We start from the raw sequence: 24,660 nt of genomic DNA, 5'->3' as shown, positions 1-24,660 counted from the left end.
AAGGTGGCCGCGAAGCGGCCGGATGAGGGGTGCTCCAGCTTAGCGCAACCCTCCATCCAGAATCGAAATTCAGGCGCACGGCAGATAGGATCATTCGCGCCTCGATCCTTCCAGCACCCCTCATCCGGCTCGGCGCTAACGCGCCGATCTACCTTCTCCCACAGGGGGCCCACAGGGGGAGAAGGAAGGCCCCGCCTGCGACACGGCGCTGTAGTTGCCCCAAACCCATCGCCGGTTTATGTAAAGCCGCATGAGTGACCTGACTTCACGCCTCAGCGGCTGGATGGATTTCGCCAACCCGACGCGGTTTGTCGGTTTGGCCGACAAGGTGGTGCCGTGGCTTGCGACCATCGCCACACTCATCCTGGCCGCCGGGCTCTATATGAGCTTCACTGCGCCGGAGGATTTCCAGCAAGGCATCACCGTGCGCATCATGTATATCCATGTGCCCTTCGCCTGGCTGGCCATGATGTGTTTCACGCTGATGGCGGTTTTCGCGTTGGGCACGCTGGTATGGCGCCATCCGCTGGCCGACGTCGCGCTGAAATCGGCGGCACCCATCGGCGCCGTCTTTACAGCGCTCGCGCTGATCACCGGTTCGATGTGGGGCAAGCCGATGTGGGGCACCTGGTGGGTGTGGGACGCGCGGCTGACGTCGGTGTTCGTGCTGTTTCTGATGTATCTCGGCATCATCGCGCTGACGCGGGCACTCGATGACGCGGCGCGCGCCGCCTGGGCCGCCGCAATCATCACCCTGGTCGGCTTCATCAACATCCCGATCATCAAATTCTCGGTCGACTGGTGGAACACGCTGCATCAGCCGGCTTCGGTGCTCCGGCTCGGTGGGCCGACGATCGATCCCAGCCTGTTGCGGCCGTTGCTGGTGATGGCTCTGGGCTTTACCGTGCTGTTCTTCGCGCTGCACCTGATGGCGATGCGCACGGAAATCCGACGTCGCCGGGTCATTTCCATGCGCCGTGTCGCAGCGAGGCAGGCCGAACGGCAATCGGCCTGACCAATTCAGATTTGCCCGGCCCTTCGCAAGCTCAGGGCGTTCGAAGCTCGAAAAGCCAAGCAATTGGCTTTCCGTCCGCACCGCGCACCGATTCTCACCCCATGCGGCCGCGCGCCGCCACCGGCAGCGTCTCGAGCACCCGTTCTCCGGCGATCAGGTGGACCTCGTCGAACAGGTTGGTGACGACGCAGCAATGGTCAGGCACGACGCGCACGCGCTCACCGATACGTAGCCTGGCGTCGCCGGAAAGCGTGATGTTGCCGTGTTCCTCGCTGAGGCCGGTGACGGTGGCGCCCGGAACGCCCAGCAATTCGCCGAAATCGGGCAGCCCCAGCGTGTCGCTGGACAAGGCCTTGCTGCCGGCATCGAGGATGGCCCGTGTCGGCGTCGGATGGCTGACCACCGTCGACAGCACCGTCAGCGCGCAATCGTCGAGGCTTCCGACGCCCTTGGCGACCTGGTAGCGGTCGAGATAGATATAGGTGCCGGGGCGGTACTCGGTGATAACGGAAGCCTCGCTCGAGCGCCACATATCCGGCGTGCCGCCGCTGGAGATGCGTTGGCAGGCGAGGCCGGACGCGGCGAGCGCGTTGCGCGCATCGGCGAGCCACGCCTCGGCCTCGGCAGCGCGGCCTGCTGCCGGATAGGTCATCAGCCCGCCGAAGGCGAGTCCCTTGGCCTTGTCGATCTCTCTGGCCAATGCGACCGCCTCGCTGGCCGACTGGACGCCGCAGCGGCCCTTGCCGGTGTCGCATTCCACCAGTACATGTAGCGGCTGGCCTCGATCGGTGAAGGTGGCGTCGAGCCCGTTAAGCGTTTCCATGCTGTCTGATGTAACCGACAGCGTCACACGGCCGTGCAGCGCCTTGAGGCGCCCCAGCTTGGCCCTGCCCAGAATGTTGTAAGGCAGAAAAATGTCGGTGAGCCCGGCATCGGCCATCACCTCGGCTTCACCGATCTTCTGGCAGGTGATGCCGACCGCACCCGCGGCGATCTGCTTCTTTGCCCAGTAAGGCAGTTTATGGGTCTTGATGTGCGGCCTGAGCTTCAGCCCTTGGCGGTCGGCGTGGGCCTGCGCCCGCGCGATGTTGGCTTCGGCGCGGTCGACATCGATCAGGATCGCCGGCGTATCGAGATCGCCTATGCTCAGCATGGAATGCCACCATCAGGAAACTGGTTGCCGTTATGACCTTGATCGAACCGGATGTCATGAGGCCAGCTCATGCAGTTTACGTCGACACCGCACCGGCGTTCGGCTATTCGGTTTGGAGATCGCCTAGGCCGACTGGAAGGAACCACGACCATGAAACGCTCCGCAATCAACGACATCATCCGCGACGCCGATGCCTTCATCCGTTCGTTCGGCTACATCATGCCGCCCTTCGCCTATTGGACCCCGGAACAGATGAAGGCGCGTCGGCAGGATTCGTCGGCCATCTTCTCCTCCCGGCTCGGCTGGGACATCACCGACTATGGCCAGGGCAAGTTCAACGAGCTCGGCCTCTTCCTGTTCACCGTTCGCAACGGTCGCTTCGAGGACATGAAGAAGGGCATGGGCATGCTCTATGCCGAAAAGATCATGATCTCGCGCAAGGATCAGCTGTCGCCAATGCATCGCCACAACATCAAGGCCGAGGACATCATCAACCGTGGTGGCGGCAAGCTGGTGCTGGAACTGTTCATGCACGATCGCGATGGCGGCATCGATCCGAAGGCCGAGGTATCGGTGCCTGTCGACGGCACCATTCACAGGCTGCCGGCGGGCGGGCTGCTGAAGCTCGACCCAGGCGAGAGCGTCACATTGCTGCCGGGCGTCTGGCATGCTTTCTGGGCCGAAGGCAAAGATGTGCTGATCGGCGAGGTTTCGACGGTCAATGACGATCTCACCGACAATGTCTTCCGCGAGCCGATCGGCCGCTTCGCGGACATCGACGAGGACGTCGCGCCGCTGCACCTGCTCGTGTCGGACTACGAGAAGTGGGTGGGTTAGGAGGCAGCCTTGCTGCCTTCTAATTTGCTCGATTGAGGAGCGCGCGGAGTCTGCGCATTTCGGCGATCAGGCGAGGAACATCCTGACGCGCGGCGGCCATGAAATCCTGGTCCGCGAGCATCGCGCCGGTCATTTCGATGTCCTCGCCGCGGTCCGCCCCTTGGCCGGTCTGGATGAAACTTGAGCCGCCAAGAAAGTCCCGGCCCTCGACCCATGATTTCCACGGGCCAGGTTGGGCCGCGGCAGCTCGGGTTTCCATCTCTTGAAGTTCAAGCTCGGATAGAGATGTGTTCATGGCAGCCTCGTTGGTCCAGCGTTGCTACCGCGCGCGTGCTTGTCGGCCTTGCGGGTGCCGAGAAGAAGCTTGCGTTCGAGATGCGCCCTGAGATCCCCGTAATACGCCGTCAGGAACGGGCGGGCGTCATGCGCCTGCGGCGTTGAACCGATCTTGCGTCCGATCGTTTCAGCCACCGCCCGCAGCGCGAAGTAGTCGTCGCGGCGCAGCACTTCCTCCAGCTTGTGCAGTTCGGCGATGCCATAGGCATCGAGCTGCGCGTGGCTGAACTGAAAAGTCTTGGCGACCGGATCCTGCCTTGCCGACAGATCTTCCATCAGCGTGCGCTTCGGCGCCTCGACGACCCAGGTTCCCGCCAGGAGGTCGCCAATCCGCAACCGGTCGCCATTGAAAAGCGGGAACAAAGCGAACAGCAGCGTCCACACCAGTCCGAAGACCGTCGTCAGCGTATCGGCGATGCCCATCCCGCCCCGTCCGGCAATAATCGACAGCGGCAGAAAGACTTCAATCTCGCGCATCAGATTGCGGGCGATGACCTGATCGACCGATAGGCCGGCTCCGTTGCGTGACGCGACCCTGATGCCGACGATCCGCTTGCCGGGCGTCGACGCGCGCCGGCCCGCCTCGAAGGCGATGAAATAGACGTTGCGCAGAAAAAAGATCGCGATGATCCAGACGATGAAAAGCGGCTGCATTTCATCGGTGCCAAGGCCTCTCACCCCGAACAGCGCGCCAATCGTGACCGCGACTGCGGCCGTGGCGATAAACACGACATCGAGCAGGAAAGCGGCAGCCCGTGTGCCGGCATCGGCCAGCTTTACCTGGAGATCGACACCTTCAGGCGTGATCAGCGAGCGTATTGTCGCCAGCGCGGAGTGTCTAACGGTCGCCATTCCGCACCACCTGGAACAGGTAGAAATAGCCGATCCACAGTGCGAGCATGCCGCCGCCGATGGCATAGCGCGTGACATCGCTGGTGATCGTCTGCCTGCCGATGCCCTCGAGCAGTCCGGCAAACAGCAGCATGACCGAAACGCCGACCATCGCGGTCGCCGCGACGCGTCCGGCATGGGCGGCTGCCGTCATACGGGTCAATTCGCCGGGAAAGGCGATGCGCGTGCCGATACGCATGCCGGCAGCGCCGGCCAGCGCGATGGCGAACAATTCGGTGGTGCCGTGAATGGCCAGCCAGCCGCCAAGTTCCATGCCAAGCCCCTTTGCCCAATAGACTTGGAACAGCGCACCCAGCATGCAGCCGTTGAACAGCATCAGCAGCACCGTCGGCGCGGCGAAGGCAAATCCAAGGGCGAAGGCCAGGATTGCAACCTGGACGTTGTGGGTGAAAAGATAAGCGGCAAAGCCTGAGAGAAAGCCGTTGTCGCCATCATAAAGCATCCTGCGCAGCAGCTCGGCCGAAGCGTCGGGGCCACGGCCGGCCGCCAGGCCCGACGGGATGATCGCGTCGAACCAGCCTTTGTCGGACGCTACCAGCCAGGCGCCGACGCCGATGCCGACAAACATCAGCGCCACCGACACCAGCGTCTCGCGCCACAAGTCGCGGATGGCGCCGGGCCAGTCGCGCAGGAAGAAATCGCCAACACGCTGCCGTAGTCCGCGACGTGCCCCGTAGAGATAGAAGTAACCTCGCAACGACAGGGATTCGAGATAAGCGATCAGCGCGCTGTCGAGGGATGTCGCTCTCGCCACCGAAAGGGAAGACAATGCCGAACGGTAGAGCAGCGGCAGCGACAGCAGTTCTTCTTCCGACAGCGCCCGCGGCGCGCGTTTCTCGACGCGGGCGAGAAGCCCCTCGAACGCCTTCCAGTCGGCCTCGCGCTCCCGACGGAAGCTGGCCAGCGACTGGCGTACGGCATCGCCGCGTCCAGCATCGCCGGATACTAGCGCGCTCACAACAGATCCTCCCGCTTGAACTGCAGGTAGCGCTCGACCAACGCCGGCCCCAGCCTTTGATGATCGGCTTCGATCACATGCGCACCAAGCAGCCGCAACCTGCCGATAACGACCTGCCTTTCGCGCAAAAGCCCGCCGGCGACGACGGCGCGGGCCACATCCTCGCCGGACAAAGGCGGCATATCGGTCAAGCTCTCCAGCTCGACATCCCTCATCATCATGAACAGCACCAGATGCCGCTCGGTGAGCCGGCCGACGGTGCGCAGCATCAATTCCGCGCTGATCGGATCGACGAAGTCGGTGAAGACGATCACCAGTGAGCGCCGGTCGAGCCGCGCCGCAAGCGTGGTCAGCGCCAGGGTGAAATTGGTCTCCTCGTTGGAATAGTCGATCTCCGCAGCCCGCTTCTGGATCATCGCGAAGCTGGCCGAGCCGCGCACCGCGCCGCTCGTGACGCGCGGCCGCGCATCGAAGCCGAACAGGCTGACCATGTCGCCGCCCTTGAGCGCAACGAATGCCGACAGCAAGGCGGCCGCCACCGCCCGGTCCACCTTCGGCACACCGTCGACCGGCTCGCACATCAGGCGTCCGCTGTCGATCGCCAGCACGATATTGTTGTTCTCCTCGATTCGGAATTCGCGCGCCAGCAGCCTGCCGTGGCGGGCGCTGCGCTTCCAGTCGATCATCCGCCGGCCCATGCCGGGCTGATAATCCTTGAGCGCCTCGAACTCCCGGCCCTGGCCGGCCCGGCGCTGGGCGTGCCCGTCGGGCAGGGCGTCACGCTGCAGCAGCGTGATCGCCTGGTCGCGGGCGCTGCGGACGTCGGGCAACACTGCCACCTTGCTTTCCATCGGCAGGACGACTTGGTTCCAGACCAGTCCGAACGGCCCGCGCCAGCGCACCCACAGACGATCGAAGCTGGCGATGCCGCGCCGCAGCGCCTGGAACCGCAGGTCGAGCGATCCGCCGTCGCTGGTGGGGGCCAGGGCTCCGCCGGTTCCGCCCATCGGCGCCAGGCGGACATCATGGCCGACGCGCGCCTCCAGGCTCCGCGTCCGGCCTGAAAAACGGGCCGCGACGTGGACGGTGAACTGCCCGCCGACGCCGACCTGCGGCGGCGCGTGGACGCTGGCGGCCAGCGATGTCCGCCCGCGCCCCGCCGCGGCGTCTACCGCCAGGAAGGCGAGCAGCAGGCAGATCCACAGCAATCCGAGATACCAGAGCGACGGCAGCGCCAGCGCGACCAGGAACGCCGGCACCGCGCCGGCTGCAGCCGTCCAAACCGCTCGGCCGCTCGGATAGATCAACGCGGCGCTTCCGTCTCATCGACCAGGTCGGAGACGATCTGCTCGACCAGCCGACCATCGATCTGCGCGGCCGGGGACAGGATGACGCGATGGCGCAGCGCCGGCACCGCCAGCGCCTTGACGTCGTCGGGGATCACATAGGCGCGCCCGTCCAGCGCCGCCCGCGCCCGTGCCGCCCTGGCCAGCATGGCGCCCGCGCGTGGACTGGCACCGACCTCCAAATCGGCGGTGTCGCGTGTGGCGCGCACCAGCACCGCGATGTAGCCGACGACGTCGTCGACAAGGGTGACGGAGCCGACGGTTTCGAGCGCCTTCTCCAGTGTCTTGCGGTCCGCCTGGGCCTTGATGCCGTATTGCGCGATGTCGTGCGAGGCGGCGCCGCCGCCATGGTGGATGATGATGGCCCGTTCCTCCTCGGGGCCGGGATAGCTGACCCGGTGTTTGAACAGGAAGCGGTCGAGCTGTGCCTCGGGCAGGGGATAGACGCCCTGGTGCTCGATCGGGTTCTGGGTCGCGACCACCATGAAGTTGCGGCCCAGCGAATGCGTGGTGCCGTCGAAGGTGACCGCATGCTCCTGCATAGCCTCCAGGAGCGCTGCCTGCGTCTTGGGCGGCGTGCGGTTGATCTCGTCGGCAAGCAGAAGATCGCAGAAGATCGGACCGCGCGTCAGCGTGAACTGTCCGGTCTGGAAATTATAGATGTTCGATCCGACGATATCGCCAGGCATCAGGTCCGGCGTGAACTGGATGCGCCCGTAGGCGACACCCAGAGCCTGGGCGAAGCAGCGCGCGGTCATTGTCTTGGCCGTGCCCGGAGGGCCTTCCAGCAGGATATGCCCGCCGGCGAACAAGGCGATCAGCATCAGGTCGACAGTGTCGTGCTGCCCGGTGATCGCCTTGGCCACTTCTTCCCTGATCCGTGTCGCCAGGGCCTTCACGTCATCGACGTTCACCGAGCCTCCTTGCCGTCCAATCGTGCAGCTGTTCCGCTGCCTCGTGCATTTGCGTCAGATTTTTCGCCTCGCCGGCGGCTTGAGCACGCGCGGTGAATCCGTCGACCTCGTCCTTATCGCGAGAATCGAGCCAGTGGTCGAGCGCTTTGCCTTGCAGCCCCTGCGGCGCTCCCAGCAGTGCGCCGGCGCGCACCCGCATCAAGGCCGCATAGCGGCCTCCCAGTTCCTCGAGCCGCCCGGCGCGCCGCAGCAGCATCGCCGTCGTATCCACCAGCGCGCGCTTGCCAAAGGCAATGGCGCGCAATTCGGCGCGCGGTGGGCCGAAACGGCCGAGGCCGTGCAGGAAAGCCAGCGCCGCCGCAGCCAGGATCGTCAGTGTCAGCGCCAGAAACGGCGGTTCGACCAACAGCTTGGCAAGATCATATTTTCGCCCCGCGCCATGCAGCGTGAGATCGAACATGACCGGCTGTGCGCGGCCTCTCTTATCTGGATTTTCGGATGCGGCGTCGCCGAGTTGGTCAGGGTCGGGCAGTTTGAAATTGGACCGGGACGGACTGATTCCGGATTGAAGCCGGCTGATCAGAGCGAGCGCGGCTGCCGCTTTGTTGGAGTCCCCAAGCGCGGCGTTGTTGATCAGGTCGGGGTCGGTCAGGATGTAAAAAGGCTTGTCGTCCACTTCGGTGAGCACAGCCTTGTCGTTGCCGGCTGCTATGATTGGATGCTCGTCCGCCACCCACTGGAATTCATCGGGGGCGGCAACAAGCCGGCCCTCGATGTCGAGTTGCTGCACCGTACTTTGGCCGACGCCGATCTTTGCGTTGGCGATCCGGCCGAGCCATTGGTTCACCACCGCATCGGGCAATCGCCCGAATTTCATCTTCCATCCTTCGTGCTCCTCCAGCGGCAATGTCTGCCATTTGGGCAGCACGAAAAGGGTATCCAGGTCCTGCCGAAGTTCGAGGATGTGGTCGAGCGCCGCGGGATCGCTCTCGGGCGAAATGGTGACGATCAGCAACATGTCGGTGCCGAGATCATCCTCGGTCCGCGCCATGGAAGACGGGTTGCCGGTCAGCCGCATCCATTCCGCCAGGCCGGCATAGCCGACACCGCTTTTCGACAGCGGCGTGGCGCCGCCATTGCCGGGTTGCCGGAAGTCGGGAGCATAGGTGGACAGCAGCAAGAAGCCCGCTGCCGCAAGCAGGCTGGCGAAAATGCCCCAGAATAGCGTTCTTCGATTGAACGGTTCCTGTGCCGCTGGTTCGACCGTCGTCGCGCTCATGTCCAGGCATCCCGGAAGACGAAACGCTCATAGGCGCCGCGTGCTTGCCGCCAGCCTTCGGCGCCGACGGGCCGGCGTGCGAACAATGCGGCTTCGACGATGCGTGCGATCTCGGTAAACGCCGCGCGGGCCTTGGCGGGAACCGAAGCAGCAGCGGCGATGTCGCGCGCCGTGAGCGATGGGCGCAGGAAGTCCGGCAGCCGACCGGCAATATCGGCGACGCTGCGGCGAAGCAGGAGATGGACAGCTTCGTCGTAGTCGCCTCGCGCGGCAAGCGCGTCGGCTTCCGACAGCAGGATCTGCGCGGCGCCGGCGTCGGGACGCCATGCTTCCTCCGCCTCGGTTTCGCGCCGCGCGCGCTGCCACGGCAGGCGCCAGGCGATATCTTTCATCTCGAGAAAGACCAGGAGCAGGATGATCGCGGCACCTGATATCACCGCCCCCCAGAACAGATAGATCATGTAGGGGCCGAGCGACGACAACAGGTCCAGCAGCGGCTTCAGCCAGTCGGGTGGCTGCGGCGGCACATAAGCCGGCAGGTCGAACTGGATCGACTTATCCGAGATCAGCTGCTCATGCGCTTTTGCCAGCCATTCGGCTTCCGCTGTGCCTGGCTGTGCCACTGCCAACCGCTCCCCTGCAACCTGTGGTTCCCCAGCCGACACTGACAATGCACAACGGCAATTGCAAGTGGACTAGACGCCGACCTCCAATGTTGGCACATTTAATGCGGGGATCACCAGCCGATATGCGGTGATTAAGCGGGGGACGCATCATGGTTTCAACGACATTGGAACGGCCGGACAAGTTTCGCATCGGCAGGGTTTTCAACAATATTTTTGCGGTCATCGGCCGCAATCCGGGTCTGTTGGTCGGACTGGCGGCTCTTTTTTCCGCCCTTCCGGCACTGGTGCTTAACCTTTGGAATTACAGAAATTTTGCCAACCTCGATTTTGCCAATCCCGAAAGCATGGCGGTTACCGATCCCTCGGCGATTCTAGGCAACTCGTTAATATCGATGGCTTTTGGCTTGATATATTTTGTGCTGGCTTTGTTGTTTCAATCGTCACTGGTGAGGGCGACGATAGAAGACTTGAACGGCAAGCGCCCGGCAATCGGTGACTGCATCCAGATCGCTTTGCGTTGCATATTCCCGACGCTCGGCATTGGCCTGGTTGTCTTCCTCACCATGATCCTCGCGATGGTGGTGATGATGTTCGTGGCTGGTATGCTTATGCCCGTTTTTGGAGCCCTCATTGCGTTCATAGCGTTCATAGCGTTGCTGGTTCCAGGCATCAGGCTGCTCCTCGGTGTATCGGTTTCCGTGCCCGTGCTGATCCAGGAGCGCCTTGGCGTGTTTGGTTCGATGTCGCGTAGCCGTGCTTTGACGAAGGGTAGCCGCTGGTCACTATTCGGTCTTTTGCTGATTCTGTTCTTGGCGGCGATTGCCATCCAAATGGCATTCGCTTTGGTGTTTGGATTGGCTTTCGCCCTTACCGGCAGCCTCTCGACGGTTGGCCTGATTGTCGGCGCGATTGGAAGCGCCGTTGTGTCGACAGTGGTGTCTACATTGATATCGGTTGCCATCGCGGTCAGCTATGTCGAACTCCGGCAGGTCAAGGAAGGCACTGGCATCGACGAGCTGGCGGAGATTTTCTCATAGCGGGGAGGTCGCCGCCTTCGTCGCATCAGCAACGGCCTGAACTGGACAGGGTACCTCATGGTTTCAACGACACTGGAACGACCGGACAAGTTTCGCATCGGCAGGGTTTTCAACGACAGCTTTGCGGTCATCGGTCGTAACGCCGTGCTTTGCTTAGGACTTGCGGCATTGTTTTCGGGTTTGCCGACTCTTGTTTTTCAACTTTGGGCGTTGAGACAGGACCCGGCCGTCCCCTTCGACCCGAGCACTTTCGGCGAGCAGAACCTGGTATTCGGCTATACCGCCGTCACGATGGGTGCCGGCCTTGCTTCGTATATCCTGTCGCTGTTGCTTCAGGCGTCACTGGTGCGCGCAACCATCGAGGACCTGAACGGCAAGCAGCCTTCGTTCGGTGACTGCATCGCGAAAGCAGTCTCCTTCCTCCTGCCGACGTTCGCCATTGCCCTGTTGGTTGGTTTAGGCGTGGGCCTCGGTTTGATGCTGCTGATTGTGCCTGGCATCATGTTGGCGCTCCGTTGGTCGGTCGCGGTACCGGCACTGGTGCAAGAGCGGCTCGGCGTGTTCGGCTCGATGGCGCGCAGCCGCGATCTGACCAAGGGAAGCCGCTGGGCGCTGTTCGGCCTGTTCATTATCCTGATCATTATCGTGATCGCCATTGAGTTGGCGCTAGGCACTGCAACCGCGCTGTTTGGAGGGGGGATAGTGGGTGCGGTGGTGGACGCATTGGTGACGAGTGTAACGTCTATGGTGATGTCGATCGCCACCGCAGTCAGCTATGTCGAGTTGCGGCAGGTTAGGGAAGGCACCAGCGTCGACGAACTGGCGGAGATATTCTCCTGACGCGAGACATCATGAACGAAGCGACATCCGCGTCGGAGACCTTGCCCGCCGTCATGTCGGCGATCGCCTGATCGACGATGGCCGCGCCCTCTCTCGCCGATGTCCACAACGGTTACCGGTGCTGCTGTCGGAAATGACCCCGACGAGCCGCGCGACCTGTTCGGGATGCTGCTCAGGGCGGCATCGGCGAAGACTGCGCAGCCGGCGTTGTAGCGCCGGCGGGTAGCATTCCCGGCGGCAGGGGTGACAGCGGCAGACAAATCTCGTATAGTGACATAAAGATGTCTTTATGTCGCTTAAGCGCGACTGTCGCCTTGAGGATTGAAAGTGTCGCAAAACCCTTCACCGCTGGACGACCTGTTCGGTCCTGTCGCGGCAAAGCCCGACGGGTCGGAAGTCCTTGCGGCGCTGACGGCGGCGGCGCGCGAGCGCATCCTCATCCTCGACGGCGCCATGGGCACGCAGATCCAGGGCCTGGGCTTCGACGAGAACCACTTCCGTGGCGACAAATTCGCGGATTGCGCCTGCCACCAGCAAGGCAACAACGACCTGCTGATCCTGACGCAGCCCAAGGCGATCGAGGAGATTCATTATCAATACGCCATCGCCGGGGCGGATATCCTTGAAACCAATACGTTCTCCTCGACGTCCATCGCCCAGACGGACTACGGCATGGAGGATGCGGTCTACGCGCTGAACCGCGACGGTGCACGGCTGGTGCGCAGGGCAGCGGTGAGGGCTGAGCAGGAGGACGGCAAACGTCGCTTCGTCGCCGGTGCGCTGGGGCCGACCAACCGCACCGCCTCGATGTCGCCGGATGTCAACAATCCCGGCTACCGCGCCGTGACGTTCGACGAATTGCGCCTTGCCTATGGCGAGCAGCTGCGCGGTCTCATCGACGGCGGCGCCGACATCATCCTGATCGAGACCATTTTCGATACGCTGAATGCCAAGGCGGCGATCTTCGCTTGCAACGAGATCTTCATCGAGAAGGACGTGCATCTGCCGGTCATGATCTCCGGCACGATCACCGACCTGTCCGGCCGCACGCTGTCCGGCCAGACGCCGACGGCGTTCTGGCATTCGGTCCGTCACGCCAACCCGTTCACGATAGGCCTCAATTGCGCGCTTGGCGCCAAAGCCATGCGCGCCCATCTGGACGAAATATCAGGCGTCGCCGACACCTTTGTTTGCGCCTATCCGAATGCCGGCCTGCCCAATGAATTCGGCCGCTATGACGAGAGCCCGGAATTCATGGCCGCGCAGATCGAGGAGTTCGCGCGCGACGGATTGGTCAACATCGTCGGCGGCTGCTGCGGCTCGACGCCGGACCACATCCGCGCCATCGCACAGGCGGTGAAGACATATCCGCCGCGCGCTGTTCCCGACGTCGAACCGAAGATGCGCCTGTCGGGGCTCGAGCCGTTCACGCTGACCGACGAGATTCGGTTCGTGAATGTCGGCGAGCGGACCAATGTCACCGGCTCGGCGAAATTCAGGAAGCTGATCACGGCGGGCGACTATGCCTCCGCGCTCGACGTCGCACGCGACCAGGTCGCCAACGGCGCGCAGATCATCGACATCAACATGGACGAAGGCCTGATCGATTCGAAGAAGGCGATGGTCGAATATCTCAACCTGATCGCCGCCGAGCCGGATATCGCCCGCGTTCCCGTGATGATCGACAGCTCCAAATGGGAGATCATCGAAGCCGGCCTGAAATGCGTGCAGGGCAAGCCGCTGGTGAACTCCATTTCGATGAAGGAAGGCGAGGAAGCGTTCCTGCACCATGCGAAGCTCGTCCGCGCGTATGGCGCGGCGGTGGTCGTCATGGCCTTCGATGAGGACGGCCAGGCCGACACCCATGCGCGCAAGGTCGAAATCTGCACCCGCGCCTATAACCTGCTGACCGAGCAGGCCGGATTCCCGCCCGAGGACATCGTTTTCGATCCGAACATCTTTGCCATCGCCACCGGCATCGACGAGCATAACAATTACGGCGTCGACTTCATCGAAGCCGCCAGGCAGATCACCGCGACGCTTCCCCATGTCCACATATCGGGCGGCGTGTCGAACCTCTCCTTCTCGTTCCGCGGCAATGAGCCGGTGCGCGAGGCCATGCATGCCGTGTTCCTCTACCATGCCATCCAGGCGGGCATGGACATGGGCATCGTCAACGCCGGACAGCTAGCCGTCTACGACACCATCGATCCGGAATTGCGCGAAGCCTGCGAGGATGTCGTCAACAACCGTCAACCGAAGGGCGGCGGCACGGCGACCGAACGCATGCTGGAACTCGCCGAACGTTTCAAGGGCACGGCGGGCAAGGAGGCGCAGGAACGCGATCTCGCCTGGCGCGACTGGCCGGTCGAGCAGCGCATTTCGCACGCACTGGTCAACGGCATCACCGAATTCATCGACCAGGACACGGACGAAGCACGACGTGCCGCTGAGCGCCCGCTGCATGTCATCGAAGGTCCTTTGATGGCAGGAATGAATGTCGTCGGCGACCTGTTCGGCGCAGGAAAAATGTTCCTGCCGCAAGTGGTGAAATCGGCCCGCGTCATGAAGCAGGCCGTTGCCGGCCTGCTTCCGCACATGGAGGCGGAGAAGCTGGCGAACGCCGCCAATGGCGTCGACACCGGCGAGCGCCAGACCGCCGGAAAGATCCTGATGGCGACGGTGAAGGGCGATGTGCACGATATCGGCAAGAACATCGTCGGCGTGGTTCTCGCCTGCAACAATTACGAGATCATCGACCTCGGCGTCATGGTGCCGGCGGCGAAGATCCTGCAGACGGCGCGCGAGCTAAAGGTCGACATCATCGGCCTGTCCGGCCTGATCACGCCCTCGCTCGATGAGATGGTGCACATGGCCGCCGAGATGGAGCGCGAAGGTTTTGACATTCCGCTGTTGATCGGCGGCGCGACGACCAGCCGCGTGCACACGGCGGTAAAAATCCATCCGCGCTATGCCAGGGGCCAGACGGTCTACGTCACCGATGCCAGCCGCGCGGTCGGCGTGGTGTCGGCACTTTTGTCGAACGAGACCAGGGGCGGCTATGTCGACAATGTTCGTGCCGAGTACAAAAAGGTCGCCGATGCGCATGCGCGCAGCGAAGCCGACAAGCAGCGCTTGCCGCTCGCCAAGGCGCGTGCCAACGCCCACAGGATCGATTGGTCGGCCTACGCGCCGCCAAAGCCGTCCTTCCTCGGCTTGAAAACTTTCGCAGCCTGGGACCTGGCCGAGCTCGCGCGCTATATCGACTGGACGCCGTTCTTCCAGACCTGGGAGCTGAAGGGGCGCTACCCGAAAATCCTCGACGACGAGGCGCAAGGGCCGGCGGCACGCCAGCTCTTCGAGGACGCCCAAGCGATGCTGGCCAAGATCATCGCGGAAAAATGGTTCGCGCCGAAGGGGGTCATCGGCTTCTGGCCGGCGAATACCGTCGGCGACGACATCAGGCTTTTCACCGACGATAAGCGCTCGCAGGAGTTGGCGACCTTCTTCACGCTGCGCCAGCAGCTGACCAAGCGCGACGGCAAGGCGAATGTCGCCCTCTCGGATTTCGTCGCGCCTGCCGACAGCGGCAGGGCCGACTATCTCGGCGGCTTCATCGTTACCGCCGGCATCGAGGAAGCAGCGATCGCCGAGCGCTTCGAGCGGGCCAACGACGATTACTCGTCGATCATGGTCAAGGCGCTGGCCGACCGTTTCGCCGAGGCCTTCGCCGAGCGTCTGCACGAACGCGTGCGCAAGGAGTTCTGGGCCTATGCGCCGGACGAGGCTCTGGCGCCGGACGAGCTGATCGGCGAACCCTATCGCGGTATCCGCCCGGCGCCCGGCTATCCGGCGCAGCCCGACCACACCGAGAAAGCGACGCTTTTCCGCCTGCTCGAGGGCGAGCGCAATGCCGGCGTCAGCCTGACCGAAAGTTTTGCGATGTGGCCGGGCTCCTCCGTGTCCGGCATCTATCTGTCGCATCCCGAAAGCTATTATTTCGGCGTCGCCAAGGTCGAACGCGACCAGGTCGAGGACTACGCGCGCCGCAAGGCCATGCCGCTAGCCGAGGTCGAGCGCTGGCTGGGGCCGATACTCAACTATGTGCCGGCGCAGGGACTTGACGCAGCCGCGTGAAATCGCGTCGCGAGGCTGACAGGGCGAGGAGCCGGCACCTCCATGACAGCAGCCTTGTCCTGATTGCGCGCTCGTCCTGCACAGAGACGTGATTGGCACGTCCGCCTTGGCCAGGGCGGTGGTGAGACTGGCCTGCAGCGGTGGTGCACCGACCCGCCTCGGATTGACGCGCGCCACATTAGCTGCAAAGTATATTAACGTTCTGTTTACCAAATATTAGTCTCGGCAGGGGGGCAATTTGGAACTGTTTCTGGGTGCGAACCGCCTTAATTGGGATGATCGGGCCGAACTGCATTCGACCGACACGACGGGCAGCTACCACATAGAAAATGTACTGGCTGGCGGATCCAATCTCTATGAGCTGGAAACGCGCGAGGTCGGTGACATTGTCGGCAAGGATATCGTCCATTTGCAATGCCACATCGGGCTCGACACAATCAGCTTGAAGAATTTGGGCGCGGGCAGCGTGACCGGCCTCGACTTTTCACCGACGGCGATCGCAGCGGCGCGGGATTTCGCTGCAAAGGCAGGCACTGATGTGCGCTTCGTGGAGGCGCCACTGTTCGAGGCAGTCGAAGCGCTTGGCCGGACCTTTGACATCGCTTACGTTACCTGGGGTTCGGTAAACTGGCTGGACGACGTGTTCCGCTGGGCGCGGGTGGTTGCAGATCTCCTGCGGCCCGGCGGCCGGCTCTATCTGGCCGAGGGCCATCCATTGATGTTCCAGTGTGACCGCAAGGCTGCGGCGCTGGAGTTCAAGCATGACTGGCGAACGCCAATAGCTCGACCACTCGCATGGAACGAGGAACTCACCTATACCGGTGATGACCGCATCTTGAAACATCCTCGCTACTATGAGTGGATTCATCCGGTCAGTGACGTGGTGAACGCGCTGATTTCAGCTGGGCTGACGCTTGATTTTCTCAATGAGCATGACACGGTTTCGTGGCAGCACTTTTCCTTTGCCGTGAGGGCCGGCAAGGATATGTACGGCTTGCCAGAGAACTCTCCCAAGATCCCAATGGCCTATTCCATTGGTGCGACGAAGCGTAGCGTCGGCAAGATACCATACCTGGTTACCCCCAAGTCGATTGAGGGCCACTAGTCCTACTATTGATCCCGTTTTGCATTGTCGTCTCGTCGATCTGATGCCGGAAAGGTGAGCACGGTTATCCCTCGACGGTGGGGATCGCCGAGCTTTTCCTGCTCGCAGCGGCGGTCGAGTCGATCGCCCGAGGGCAACCCATGCACCTTCAGCGACTGCAAGCAGTTCTAGGACGTAGATATTGGCTCATGCTGAGCCTGAATCAGAATCCGCAGCGATATAAAAGTCTCAGTCGGAAAACGACCCATTGCGGACCTACGCCTAGTAAGGATATGTTGGCGAAGCGCGCGTAGGCATCCCGCTTCATCATCGCGCATGTTCCATGAAAGCAAAGAATAGATTCGACTCGCTCATGCACGCGGTCTGTGCTGGTCATGGCTATTGTGGAGGAATGCACGGCGACAAGTTCATGCATGTCACCGATTTCATTCCTCAATCAGGTGATGTTACAGCGGATCAATTCGTGGAATGGGTTTTTCTAGCTGAATATGAGAACGAGAGTGAGCGAATGTCTCCCAGATGGGATCGGCATCGCCAGAGGATACGAGGCTTTTTTATTGAGCATATGGGATCTGATGTTGTCGATGCCAGCCAACTAAAATGGGGCGTGAAGGGCTAAGCCAATCCCTTTATTCTGCTTCCCATCGATCTCGGTCATGCCGCATTTTATGAGTTCACGGCCTAAGGTGTCAGCCGGAGCCGCAGGTCCGTGTCATCCACTCCGGCGACCTCAGGCGGCTGGAAAGTGCAAAGATTTTAGGACTCGTGAAGGTCAAAATTAAATATTGATAGCTAATATTCCTTGGTCGGGGTTGGCCCGAGAACCTGAATAGCAGCTGAGGAATCGGCTATTGGCTCTTTTCCGCGCTAGGTTCGGCGGTATTAAGAAGGCTGTTTTCTCGTCGGCAAATATCCCGGCGGCAATGGCGGTGATAGTTATTGCCGTTGGCGCAGCGTTCGCGGACCACCAGAACAAAGTCGTCTCGGATCAAGCCGCCCGTGCGGATGTCCTGGCCAAGGTCAATCTTATCCGCGCCAAGCTTGAAGGTAACATCAACGGAAACCTTCAACTGGTGCAGGGTCTGGTCGCGACGGTCGTGACTGAGCCCTATATGGGACAGCAACGCTTCGCCTCGCTCGCGAGCAACCTGTTTGGCAGGGGCTCGCAATTGAAGAATATTGCCGGCGCGCCCGATCTGGTCATTTCCCTGATGTACCCGATGGAGGGCAACGAGAAGGCGATAGGCCTCGATTACCGCAAGGACGAGCGGCAGCGTGTGGCCGCGCTAAGGGCGCGAGACGAGCGCGAGCTAATTCTTGCCGGTCCCGTCGACTTGAGGCAGGGAGGGCAAGGCTTCGTCGGTCGTATCCCGGTTTTTGTACGAAGTGCGGGCAACACCGAAAGGTTCTGGGGCATCATTTCGGCCGTTGTCGACGTTCAGCGCCTTTATAAGGCGAGCGGCCTGCTTGACGATGATCTCGGGATTGACATAGCGCTGATCGGTAAGGACGCTCTCGGTCCAAGTGGAGATCAATTCTTCGGCAATGAGCGCGTCGGCAAAAGCAATCCGGTGACAGCCGACGTTCTGCTCCCGTCCGGTTCGTGGCGGATCGCAGCCATTCCTAAAAACGGCTGGCCTTCGACGCCCGACAACGCGTGGTTCTTGCGCGCAATCATGGCGGTGGCCGGGGCGTTGGTTGTGATCCCATTCCTGGTTACGGGTCGCCTGATTGGCGAGAGACAGCGCAACTATGCGGAACTGAGTCGATTGTCGAGACGCCTGGAACTCGCTCTGGAAGCGTCGGCTATTGGCGTTTGGGAACACGATCTCGCGACCAACGAACTTACGTGGGACGACCGCGTCAATGAAATATACGGCAAACCAACTGGGGAGGGCCGCGGTTACCTGGACTGGGCAGGAGCAATCCACCCGGATGATCTGGCTGGCGCCCACGCCGATTTCGACAGCGCGATGGCCGGCGGCGGGCCATATTTGTCGGAGTACCGGATTATTCGGCCGGATGGCGAGATTCGCCATGTCCGATCCAAGGCGATAATTTACCGGGTCGCAAACGACACCCCAAAAATGATTGGCGCCGAATGGGATGTGACAGCCGATGTCCTGCTGAACAAGGACCTGGTTCGCGCAAAACAGCTCTCCGAGTCGAAAAATGCAGAACTCGAGTCGGCCAAGGCGCGCATAGAGCACATTGCGCTCCACGATTCGCTGACCGGTTTGCCCAACCGGCGTTACCTCGACCAAGTGCTGGAAGATTACGCTGCAAACGCCAGGCGCACCGGCGGGTATGCGGCACTGCTTCACATAGATCTGGATCGGTTCAAGCACATCAACGATACGCTTGGCCACGCCGCAGGCGACGCAATGCTTGTTCACGCGTCAACGGTCCTCCGATCCAAAGTCGATGGTGAGGGATTCGTCGCTCGGATCGGAGGAGACGAATTCATCGTCCTGTGCGTGGTGCATGACGATATCAAGCAACTGGCGCTGCTCGCTGACCGCGTTATCAGCCAGATGCGAGAACCGGTCTACTATCAGGGCCATCGATGCCGTTTTGGCGTGAGCGTGGGAATTGCAGTCGATAACGGAAAAGATGTCGAAGCCAAACACCTGCTGGTTAACGCTGACATCGCGCTCTACCGAGCAAAGAGGCGTGGGCGCAATCGATACGAATTCTTCACCGAGCCGATGCAAAGCGAAATCGTCGACACAAAACGGATTGCCGACGAAATTCTCGGCGGCCTTGAGCGCAACGAGTTCATTCCCTTCTACCAGCCGCAATTTGACGCAAAAACGCTTGAAATTGTTGGGGTTGAGGCGTTGGCGCGATGGAGACATCCGGAGAAGGGGATTTTGGCGCCCGACGTCTTCCTAAGGATTGCGGAAGAATTGAATGTCGTCTCGATCATCGATCGAAACATATTAGAGCAATCGCTTTTGGATCTCGATGGGTGGTCTGCTGCGAATCTTCACATCCCGCGGGTGTCAGTCAACGTTTCGGCACGCCGCCTTCAGGATGAGGAACTCATAAAGAGTCTTAGGAAACTAAATATCAAGAAGGGAGCAGTTGCATTCGAGCTCGTTGAATCAATTTTCCTTGACGAAAATGATGATTTTGTTACCTGGAACCTTGAGCAGATAAAAGAGCTCGGTATTGACGTAGAAATAGACGATTTTGGTACGGGCTACGCCTCTATAGTCAGCTTGCTCAAGCTGCAGCCTCGCCGGCTGAAGATAGATCGCCAACTGGTCATCCCAATTGTCAAATCGCCGCAACGAAGGCAGGTCGTCTCGTCGATCATTGAAATCGGCAAGTCCCTGGGTATCGAGGTCGTAGCGGAAGGTGTCGAGACGATGGAGCACGCACGGATACTCAAGAGCTTGGGCTGCGACATACTGCAGGGCCATGCCTTCGGGCATGCGCTGGATTCCGACGGACTAAAGGCCTTTGTTCGATCTCGGCGTTTGCGCACGGAACGGATTTTGGATGAACCGCTCCGGTTGGGTAGAGTATAAGCGCATACGCCTCACGTCACAGTGTAGCGCTTCGCTTGAGTCTTAGGATTTGGAGATTGGCCGATCACGGCAGAGGAGTTCTGGGGGCCCATGCACCCGATGAGACCCGGCCCCGGACGAGCTGATCGGCGAACCCTATCGCGGCATCCGTCCGGGGCCGGCCTATCGACGCAGCCCGATCACACCGAGAAGGCGGCGCTGATCCGCCTGCTCGACGGCGAGCGCAATGCCGGCGTCAGCCTGACCGAAAGCTTTGCCATGTGGCCGGGCTCCTCCGTGTCCGGCATCTAACTGTCGCATCCCGAAAGCTATTATTTCGGCGTCGCCAAGGTCGAACGCGACCAGGTCGAGGACTATGCGCGGCGCAAGCGCATGCCGCTCGCCGAGGTCGAGCGCTGGCTCGGCCCGATACTCAACTATGTGCCGGCGCAAGGGCTTGACGCACCCGCGTGAGGCGGGAAATTACGGTGCCTAACTGATTGGGCGAGGAGCCCCATGAATCATCAAGGGGCGTCGGAGGATCGTCGGTCGACCCGTTCCGAATTGGTCAGGGCTTCGCCAAGACGGCCTACGGCTTGTTTCAGTGCCTTTTCCGCGGAATCCGTCAGCGATTTGGCGCCTCCCTCACAAACGGCGCCAGCATCGCCTTGCGCGTTGCCTCTAGCGGAGACGGCCCAGCGGCTTGGTTGCGAGGGGGACTGGCAGCTTGAGGCCGCTGGGCCTTGACCACCAGCGAGCGTAACAGGAGGCGCTGTGGTGGCCTGACCAAAAACTTGCGCTCAAGGCAACGGAATAGCATCATTCGAACGAACACTGTGAGGGAACCTATTGTTCTGTCGGCAGCGGCTCTCATGGTCAGAATCTGCATGGTGGAGCACCTGGCCGAGGTCACGCATGTCGAATGTCTGGCCACAGACGGGGCAGAACTGGAAATGCCCTGCTTCGTCGTTGGCCGGCGGCCCGTGGCGCCTGCCCTTGATGCCGGTTGCCGGGGTTGTTGGTTCGATCTCGTCTCACGTTGGTCAACACCGCGCTTTTGATAGGACGGCCCGACAGCTTATCGGGGGTGACCAGCGGGCCGCCGGGCCTAACCGGCGTGAGGGGATTGAGAGCGGCGCCGGCTGGGGTGGCATTCTAATCCCCTTAATGCGCTACTGCTAATATAGTAAGGCGGATGCGGCATGCGAGATCCTTCTCCCATTGCAGGTGCCGGCTACCCCCAATCTCCAAGTTGATCAAACGACAGTTGCTCCCTTAGCCTGCAAAAATTGCAGGTGTCAGCAACGCCGGGTGTTGGAACCCGGCAATTGGGGGCAATTGGGGAGACGCATCATGACCGATCCCATCATGGACTTAGTCGAAACGGCCATCATCCCCGATGTCTTCATTTCAGGGATGGCCGACATGGAAAATTTGGGAGACGGGAATTTCAGGTGCATATTTTACAGCCGGCAGCGAGCGATCTACGAGCGTGGAAAGTTCGAACACGTGATTGTGTGCCGCCTCGTCATGTCGGCTGGCGCGGCTCATGCGATGCTGAAACAAATCGCACATGCCGTTGAACGAGGATCGGATAACACAGATTCCATCGGCGTTCCTGGTGGGGCACTTCAATGACAATCCTTCGTCTGCACCCCGCCATCGCCTAAAGGAATTAACGAGCCCCTGCTTGAAGTGCACACCGAGCACTTGCCGAAGCGCCTGATAACCCATAAGCCGATGAAGGTGGTGGGTGGCAAAAAGCGTGGTTCACCGAACGATTTCGGGGATGATTTTGTGAGCGACTGTCAGTCGCTCGCGGGGGGGGCCGGCGCCACGCTCAGTCCTTTGCATCGTCACCGTCTTGCACAGAGCCATCGTTTTCATCTGCCGGGCTTTCTAACCCGGCTAGTTGCCGGTCGGCTATTTCTTTAGCGAGGCCCACCAGAGCATCGACCTCTTGCATCTGGTCCACGTGACCGCCATTGGCGACGCGTTTCCGGATCCTCTTCAGTTGGTCAGAGGTAAGTCGCAATATTCCGGCGATGGACAGCTTCTTGGCCACGCCTGCATCTCCTGCATCTCAACCCACGAGACAAGCAAGCGTTCCGGCTCGGCGGTAATTCCGCTGTGTAGAAGCCATAAGGTGCCTCGCAATGGGTCAATACGTCTGGCACCGCAATTGCATGGTCAAGTATGGGGGAATGGGGTGGAGGCCCGTCGCTTCGCAAATGTAGCGGCGGGTCTTCTACATAAAGGTCGCGCCCCAGCCTACGCGTTGCCGTCCGTCTCGCTTTCCTCGTCTATCGTGCGCACAGGCAGATAGGCGTTGGTTTCCAGCCATTCGCGCAGCACGATCTGAATGAGGTCGGACCGACCAATTTTCATTTCAGCCGCGATGGAATTGAGCGCGTCCTCCGTTGCGGGCTCAAGCGGCACGCCTAAGACGTTCCTGAGCATCAATACGGCACGACGCAGGATGATCTGTAGATCCGCGCGCGACATGTCCGCGATGCGATCGGCAGCGTTAGTCCGCGATGATGCAACCACCGCCATGGCCTTCGCGTTTAACCGCCTTAATCCTGGCGAGCGATAAAAATGGCGGCGTTTATTCCGATTACAGTCTACCTGAATCACAAGCCGATGGTGGTCGCTTCGATAGCCGACGCCGAGATGGCGCTTCAGCAACCATGGCCACTCGTGGAAAAGCCGTCCCGGCTTGAAGCAATCCGAATGATCGAGGAATGCCTGGCCGGACATTGCAGTCACCAAGCTGCGTTCGCTGCTTTCAAGGCGGCCGCATCTGAACAGGGACTTCTTAAGCGAAAGCGTCCAAGCGCAGGCCTTAAGAAGTTTGACGGGGTTGCTGAAGACCTGATGTAATGAGGTGGAACGGCCCGCTCCATGCTGCTATCGCGATTTCCCGCAACCCTTACAAATCGTTACAAATCAATGACTTATGTTGCTGTTCGTTACACGCCTTTAGCAACATGGTTTTTAGCCGTTTTGGTAGCTAAGTGCTTGAAATTACTTGGCTGGGGAACCTGGATTCGAACCAGGACTAACGGAGTCAGAGTCCGTGGGTCTACCGTTAACCTATTCCCCAGCAGGCGCGGTTGAAGAAAACCGCGCGGGCAGGGCGGCGATGGCGCCGCGCGTGCCTTGTAGCCGCCGCCGGAAAATAGTCAAGCCTGCCCGCCCTTCAATCAGCGCAATTGCTTCAGGTTTTGACTTGCCCTCACTCTTGCCCATTCCGGGGCGAGCCGCTTGTCTCGTGGGCTCTCCCTTCTCCCCTTGTGGGAGAAGGTGGCCGAGCTCCGCTCGGTCGGATGAGGGGTGTTCCAGCTTGGCATCGCCGCGTTCCGTCCAACACCCCTCATCCGGCTCTGCGCTGCGCGTCGATCCACCTTCTCCCACAAAGGGAGAAGGAAGAAGGGGCGGTGCCCCTCAATTCTCACTCCGCCCGAGCTGTGAGTGCTCGAAATACAGCACGACGCCGAGCGCTATCAGCAGTGGGATGATCAGGTAGAACAGCCGGAACACCAGCAGTGCTGCCAGCACGCCGACCGGGTCCATATGCGACAGGCCGGCGAGAAAGACGACCTCGAACACGCCGAGCCCGCCCGGTGCGTGCGAGATCTGGGCGATCGAGAACGACACCAGGAAAATGCCGAGCACGACGAAATAGCCGGGGTTGCCTGAAACGGGCAGGGCGAAGAAGATGATCGCCGCTGCTGCCAAAAGCTCGATCGGGCCGATCAGCAATTGCCGCGCGACGATCGGCAGCGCCGGATAATGGACCTGAAAACTGCCGATCTTCAGCGGCCGGAGATGCAGCCAACTGCCGAAGACATAGGCCGCCACCAGCAGCAGCATGGCTAGGCCCGCGGCTATGGTCAGGCCATGGTGCGGTACGCCGGAGAACCGGTCGATGATTTCAGGCTCGAAGACCAGCACGAGGCCGGAGACGAGGATTGTCGACAGCACGAAGGTGATCCAGCAGATCGCCACCAGCACGCCGACATCCTTTCCGCTCAGGCCCCTGGTTCCGTAGGCGCGGTAGCGGATCACCGCGCCTGAAAATACCGAGCCGCCGATATTGTGCGACAGCGCATAGGTGGTGAATGAGCAGAAGGTGACGAACAGCCAAGAGACCTTCTTGCCGATATGCAGGAGCGCGATGTGGTCGTAGCCGGCCAGCGATGCATAGGCGATGACCGAGCTCAGCGCGGCGAACACCCAGCCGCGGGAAGGGATGGCGACGATGCCGTCCCAGACATCGTCGAGCGAGATGCCGCGCAGCTCATGCAGCAGCAGCCACAACGAGAAGACGACCGCCGCAACGCCGACGACCGGCCAGAAATAGCGCCTCCAATTCATGGCGTGACGATCATGCGTTGCAGCCCCGTTGCCCTTTTCCGGTTCGCGTCAGGAAAACTGGCCGCGATTCCGAATGTTCCATTCCCGCCATTTCAGAAATGCCTTATCGAAGCCGGCTATTCAACCGGCAAGGCGTGCTGCGTGTTTGGACTGGGGACATCGCGAACAGGTGTGCGAGGACATCGCGAACAGTTTTGCCATCCTATCGAGCCAGGGCATTGAGGTCGATGGTTTCTATTTTCTGGTGTCTGAACCAGGCGTCGAAGACGC

General features: G+C 61.2%; 21 protein-coding genes, 1 tRNA gene and 1 pseudogene. 12 read left to right on the top strand and 11 right to left on the bottom strand.

Annotated features, from left to right (window positions below):
• The first annotated feature begins 250 nt into the window (after positions 1–250).
• Positions 251–1,015, top strand: a complete 765-nt coding sequence (locus AC0L3I_RS26485) for a heme ABC transporter permease (protein WP_473528791.1) — start codon at positions 251–253, stop codon at positions 1,013–1,015.
• Positions 1,016–1,109: 94 nt separating this feature from the next.
• Here AC0L3I_RS26485 and AC0L3I_RS26480 read toward each other — a convergent pair whose 3' ends face one another.
• Positions 1,110–2,168: a D-TA family PLP-dependent enzyme gene (locus AC0L3I_RS26480; RefSeq protein WP_473528790.1), complete on the bottom strand. Its 1,059-nt coding sequence runs from the start codon at positions 2,166–2,168 to the stop codon at positions 1,110–1,112.
• 150 nt (positions 2,169–2,318) lie between these two features.
• Here AC0L3I_RS26480 and AC0L3I_RS26475 point away from each other — a divergent pair, with 150 nt between their 5' ends.
• Entirely contained in the window at positions 2,319–3,005 is a 687-nt protein-coding gene (locus AC0L3I_RS26475) for a D-lyxose/D-mannose family sugar isomerase (RefSeq protein WP_473487761.1), read from the top strand.
• 291 nt (positions 3,006–3,296) lie between these two features.
• Here the strand turns inward: AC0L3I_RS26475 and AC0L3I_RS26470 are convergent, their stop codons facing one another.
• The 6 genes from AC0L3I_RS26470 to AC0L3I_RS26445 are packed head-to-tail and all read right to left on the bottom strand — an operon-like array spanning position 3,297 to position 9,373.
• Complete coding sequence (locus tag AC0L3I_RS26470) at positions 3,297–4,193, bottom strand: RDD family protein (RefSeq protein WP_473487760.1); 897 nt, start codon at positions 4,191–4,193, stop codon at positions 3,297–3,299.
• Positions 4,180–5,211: a stage II sporulation protein M gene (locus AC0L3I_RS26465; RefSeq protein WP_473487759.1), complete on the bottom strand. Its 1,032-nt coding sequence runs from the start codon at positions 5,209–5,211 to the stop codon at positions 4,180–4,182. Before AC0L3I_RS26465 ends, AC0L3I_RS26470 begins: the two co-directional genes overlap by 14 nt.
• Positions 5,208–6,470 (bottom strand): DUF58 domain-containing protein, encoded by a 1,263-nt coding sequence (locus tag AC0L3I_RS26460; protein ID WP_473528789.1) that lies wholly within the window; start codon positions 6,468–6,470, stop codon positions 5,208–5,210. Before AC0L3I_RS26460 ends, AC0L3I_RS26465 begins: the two co-directional genes overlap by 4 nt.
• Positions 6,471–6,514: 44 nt before the next feature.
• Positions 6,515–7,471: an AAA family ATPase gene (locus AC0L3I_RS26455; RefSeq protein WP_473528788.1), complete on the bottom strand. Its 957-nt coding sequence runs from the start codon at positions 7,469–7,471 to the stop codon at positions 6,515–6,517.
• Positions 7,458–8,750 carry a DUF4350 domain-containing protein gene (locus AC0L3I_RS26450; protein ID WP_473487756.1) on the bottom strand — a complete coding sequence of 431 codons (1,293 nt, stop codon included), beginning with the start codon at positions 8,748–8,750 and terminating at the stop codon, positions 7,458–7,460. The genes AC0L3I_RS26455 and AC0L3I_RS26450 overlap by 14 nt, the downstream gene beginning before the upstream one ends.
• A complete protein-coding gene (locus tag AC0L3I_RS26445; RefSeq protein WP_473487755.1) occupies positions 8,747–9,373 on the bottom strand; it encodes a DUF4129 domain-containing protein in 627 nt (208 codons plus the stop codon). Before AC0L3I_RS26445 ends, AC0L3I_RS26450 begins: the two co-directional genes overlap by 4 nt.
• A gap of 152 nt (positions 9,374–9,525) precedes the next feature.
• Here AC0L3I_RS26445 and AC0L3I_RS26440 point away from each other — a divergent pair, with 152 nt between their 5' ends.
• From AC0L3I_RS26440 to AC0L3I_RS26405, 8 genes and pseudogenes are all read left to right on the top strand, one after another.
• Entirely contained in the window at positions 9,526–10,413 is an 888-nt protein-coding gene (locus AC0L3I_RS26440) for a DUF7847 domain-containing protein (protein WP_473528787.1), read from the top strand.
• Positions 10,414–10,470: 57 nt separating this feature from the next.
• On the top strand, positions 10,471–11,253 hold the full coding sequence (locus AC0L3I_RS26435) for a hypothetical protein (RefSeq protein ID WP_473487753.1): 783 nt from the start codon (positions 10,471–10,473) through the stop codon (positions 11,251–11,253).
• Between the two features lie 327 nt (positions 11,254–11,580).
• Positions 11,581–15,390, top strand: a complete 3,810-nt coding sequence (gene metH, locus AC0L3I_RS26430) for a methionine synthase (protein ID WP_473528786.1) — start codon at positions 11,581–11,583, stop codon at positions 15,388–15,390.
• A gap of 238 nt (positions 15,391–15,628) precedes the next feature.
• A complete protein-coding gene (locus tag AC0L3I_RS26425) occupies positions 15,629–16,495 on the top strand; it encodes a class I SAM-dependent methyltransferase (protein ID WP_473487751.1) in 867 nt (288 codons plus the stop codon).
• 322 nt (positions 16,496–16,817) lie between these two features.
• Complete coding sequence (locus tag AC0L3I_RS26420; RefSeq protein ID WP_473487750.1) at positions 16,818–17,114, top strand: hypothetical protein; 297 nt, start codon at positions 16,818–16,820, stop codon at positions 17,112–17,114.
• Between the two features lie 304 nt (positions 17,115–17,418).
• Entirely contained in the window at positions 17,419–20,031 is a 2,613-nt protein-coding gene (locus tag AC0L3I_RS26415) for a bifunctional diguanylate cyclase/phosphodiesterase (protein ID WP_473487789.1), read from the top strand.
• Between the two features lie 72 nt (positions 20,032–20,103).
• Positions 20,104–20,484, top strand: a pseudogene (locus AC0L3I_RS26410) (vitamin B12 dependent-methionine synthase activation domain-containing protein); the annotation flags it as partial.
• An 879-nt stretch (positions 20,485–21,363) separates the two neighbouring features.
• Positions 21,364–21,648: a hypothetical protein gene (locus AC0L3I_RS26405; RefSeq protein ID WP_473487749.1), complete on the top strand. Its 285-nt coding sequence runs from the start codon at positions 21,364–21,366 to the stop codon at positions 21,646–21,648.
• Between the two features lie 202 nt (positions 21,649–21,850).
• Here AC0L3I_RS26405 and AC0L3I_RS26400 read toward each other — a convergent pair whose 3' ends face one another.
• Positions 21,851–22,075: a hypothetical protein gene (locus AC0L3I_RS26400; protein ID WP_473487748.1), complete on the bottom strand. Its 225-nt coding sequence runs from the start codon at positions 22,073–22,075 to the stop codon at positions 21,851–21,853.
• Positions 22,076–22,281: 206 nt separating this feature from the next.
• Positions 22,282–22,566 carry a hypothetical protein gene (locus tag AC0L3I_RS26395; RefSeq protein ID WP_473528785.1) on the bottom strand — a complete coding sequence of 95 codons (285 nt, stop codon included), beginning with the start codon at positions 22,564–22,566 and terminating at the stop codon, positions 22,282–22,284.
• Positions 22,567–22,608: 42 nt separating this feature from the next.
• Here AC0L3I_RS26395 and AC0L3I_RS26390 point away from each other — a divergent pair, with 42 nt between their 5' ends.
• Positions 22,609–22,893: a DUF982 domain-containing protein gene (locus AC0L3I_RS26390; protein WP_123147586.1), complete on the top strand. Its 285-nt coding sequence runs from the start codon at positions 22,609–22,611 to the stop codon at positions 22,891–22,893.
• 149 nt (positions 22,894–23,042) lie between these two features.
• Here AC0L3I_RS26390 and AC0L3I_RS26385 read toward each other — a convergent pair.
• Positions 23,043–23,116: transfer RNA gene (locus AC0L3I_RS26385), tRNA-Gln, on the bottom strand.
• Between the two features lie 341 nt (positions 23,117–23,457).
• Positions 23,458–24,390, bottom strand: a complete 933-nt coding sequence (locus AC0L3I_RS26380) for a lysylphosphatidylglycerol synthase domain-containing protein (protein ID WP_473528784.1) — start codon at positions 24,388–24,390, stop codon at positions 23,458–23,460.
• A 73-nt stretch (positions 24,391–24,463) separates the two neighbouring features.
• On the opposite strand from AC0L3I_RS26380, the gene AC0L3I_RS26375 reads away from it, so the two are divergent.
• Positions 24,464–24,660, top strand: a 197-nt coding sequence (locus tag AC0L3I_RS26375) for a hypothetical protein (RefSeq protein ID WP_473528783.1), incomplete at its 3' end; no start/stop codon positions are given.

The sequence above is a fragment of the Mesorhizobium sp. WSM4840 genome (assembly GCF_055811755.1).
Note: the sequence above shows the minus strand (reverse complement) of the source record. Positions and strands in the feature narration are given on the sequence as shown.

Coding starts and splice junctions, on each gene's coding strand:
- AC0L3I_RS26435 (WP_473487753.1), top strand. CDS start 10,471: ATGGTTTCAACGACACTGGAACGACCGGACAAGTTTCGCATCGGCAGG.
- AC0L3I_RS26390 (WP_123147586.1), top strand. CDS start 22,609: ATGGCGGCGTTTATTCCGATTACAGTCTACCTGAATCACAAGCCGATG.
- AC0L3I_RS26485 (WP_473528791.1), top strand. CDS start 251: ATGAGTGACCTGACTTCACGCCTCAGCGGCTGGATGGATTTCGCCAAC.
- AC0L3I_RS26475 (WP_473487761.1), top strand. CDS start 2,319: ATGAAACGCTCCGCAATCAACGACATCATCCGCGACGCCGATGCCTTC.
- AC0L3I_RS26380 (WP_473528784.1), bottom strand. CDS start 24,390: ATGAATTGGAGGCGCTATTTCTGGCCGGTCGTCGGCGTTGCGGCGGTC.
- AC0L3I_RS26420 (WP_473487750.1), top strand. CDS start 16,818: ATGAAAGCAAAGAATAGATTCGACTCGCTCATGCACGCGGTCTGTGCT.
- AC0L3I_RS26440 (WP_473528787.1), top strand. CDS start 9,526: ATGGTTTCAACGACATTGGAACGGCCGGACAAGTTTCGCATCGGCAGG.
- AC0L3I_RS26470 (WP_473487760.1), bottom strand. CDS start 4,193: ATGGCGACCGTTAGACACTCCGCGCTGGCGACAATACGCTCGCTGATC.
- AC0L3I_RS26450 (WP_473487756.1), bottom strand. CDS start 8,750: ATGAGCGCGACGACGGTCGAACCAGCGGCACAGGAACCGTTCAATCGA.
- AC0L3I_RS26405 (WP_473487749.1), top strand. CDS start 21,364: ATGACCGATCCCATCATGGACTTAGTCGAAACGGCCATCATCCCCGAT.
- AC0L3I_RS26415 (WP_473487789.1), top strand. CDS start 17,419: ATGGCGGTGATAGTTATTGCCGTTGGCGCAGCGTTCGCGGACCACCAG.
- AC0L3I_RS26480 (WP_473528790.1), bottom strand. CDS start 2,168: ATGCTGAGCATAGGCGATCTCGATACGCCGGCGATCCTGATCGATGTC.
- AC0L3I_RS26395 (WP_473528785.1), bottom strand. CDS start 22,566: ATGGCGGTGGTTGCATCATCGCGGACTAACGCTGCCGATCGCATCGCG.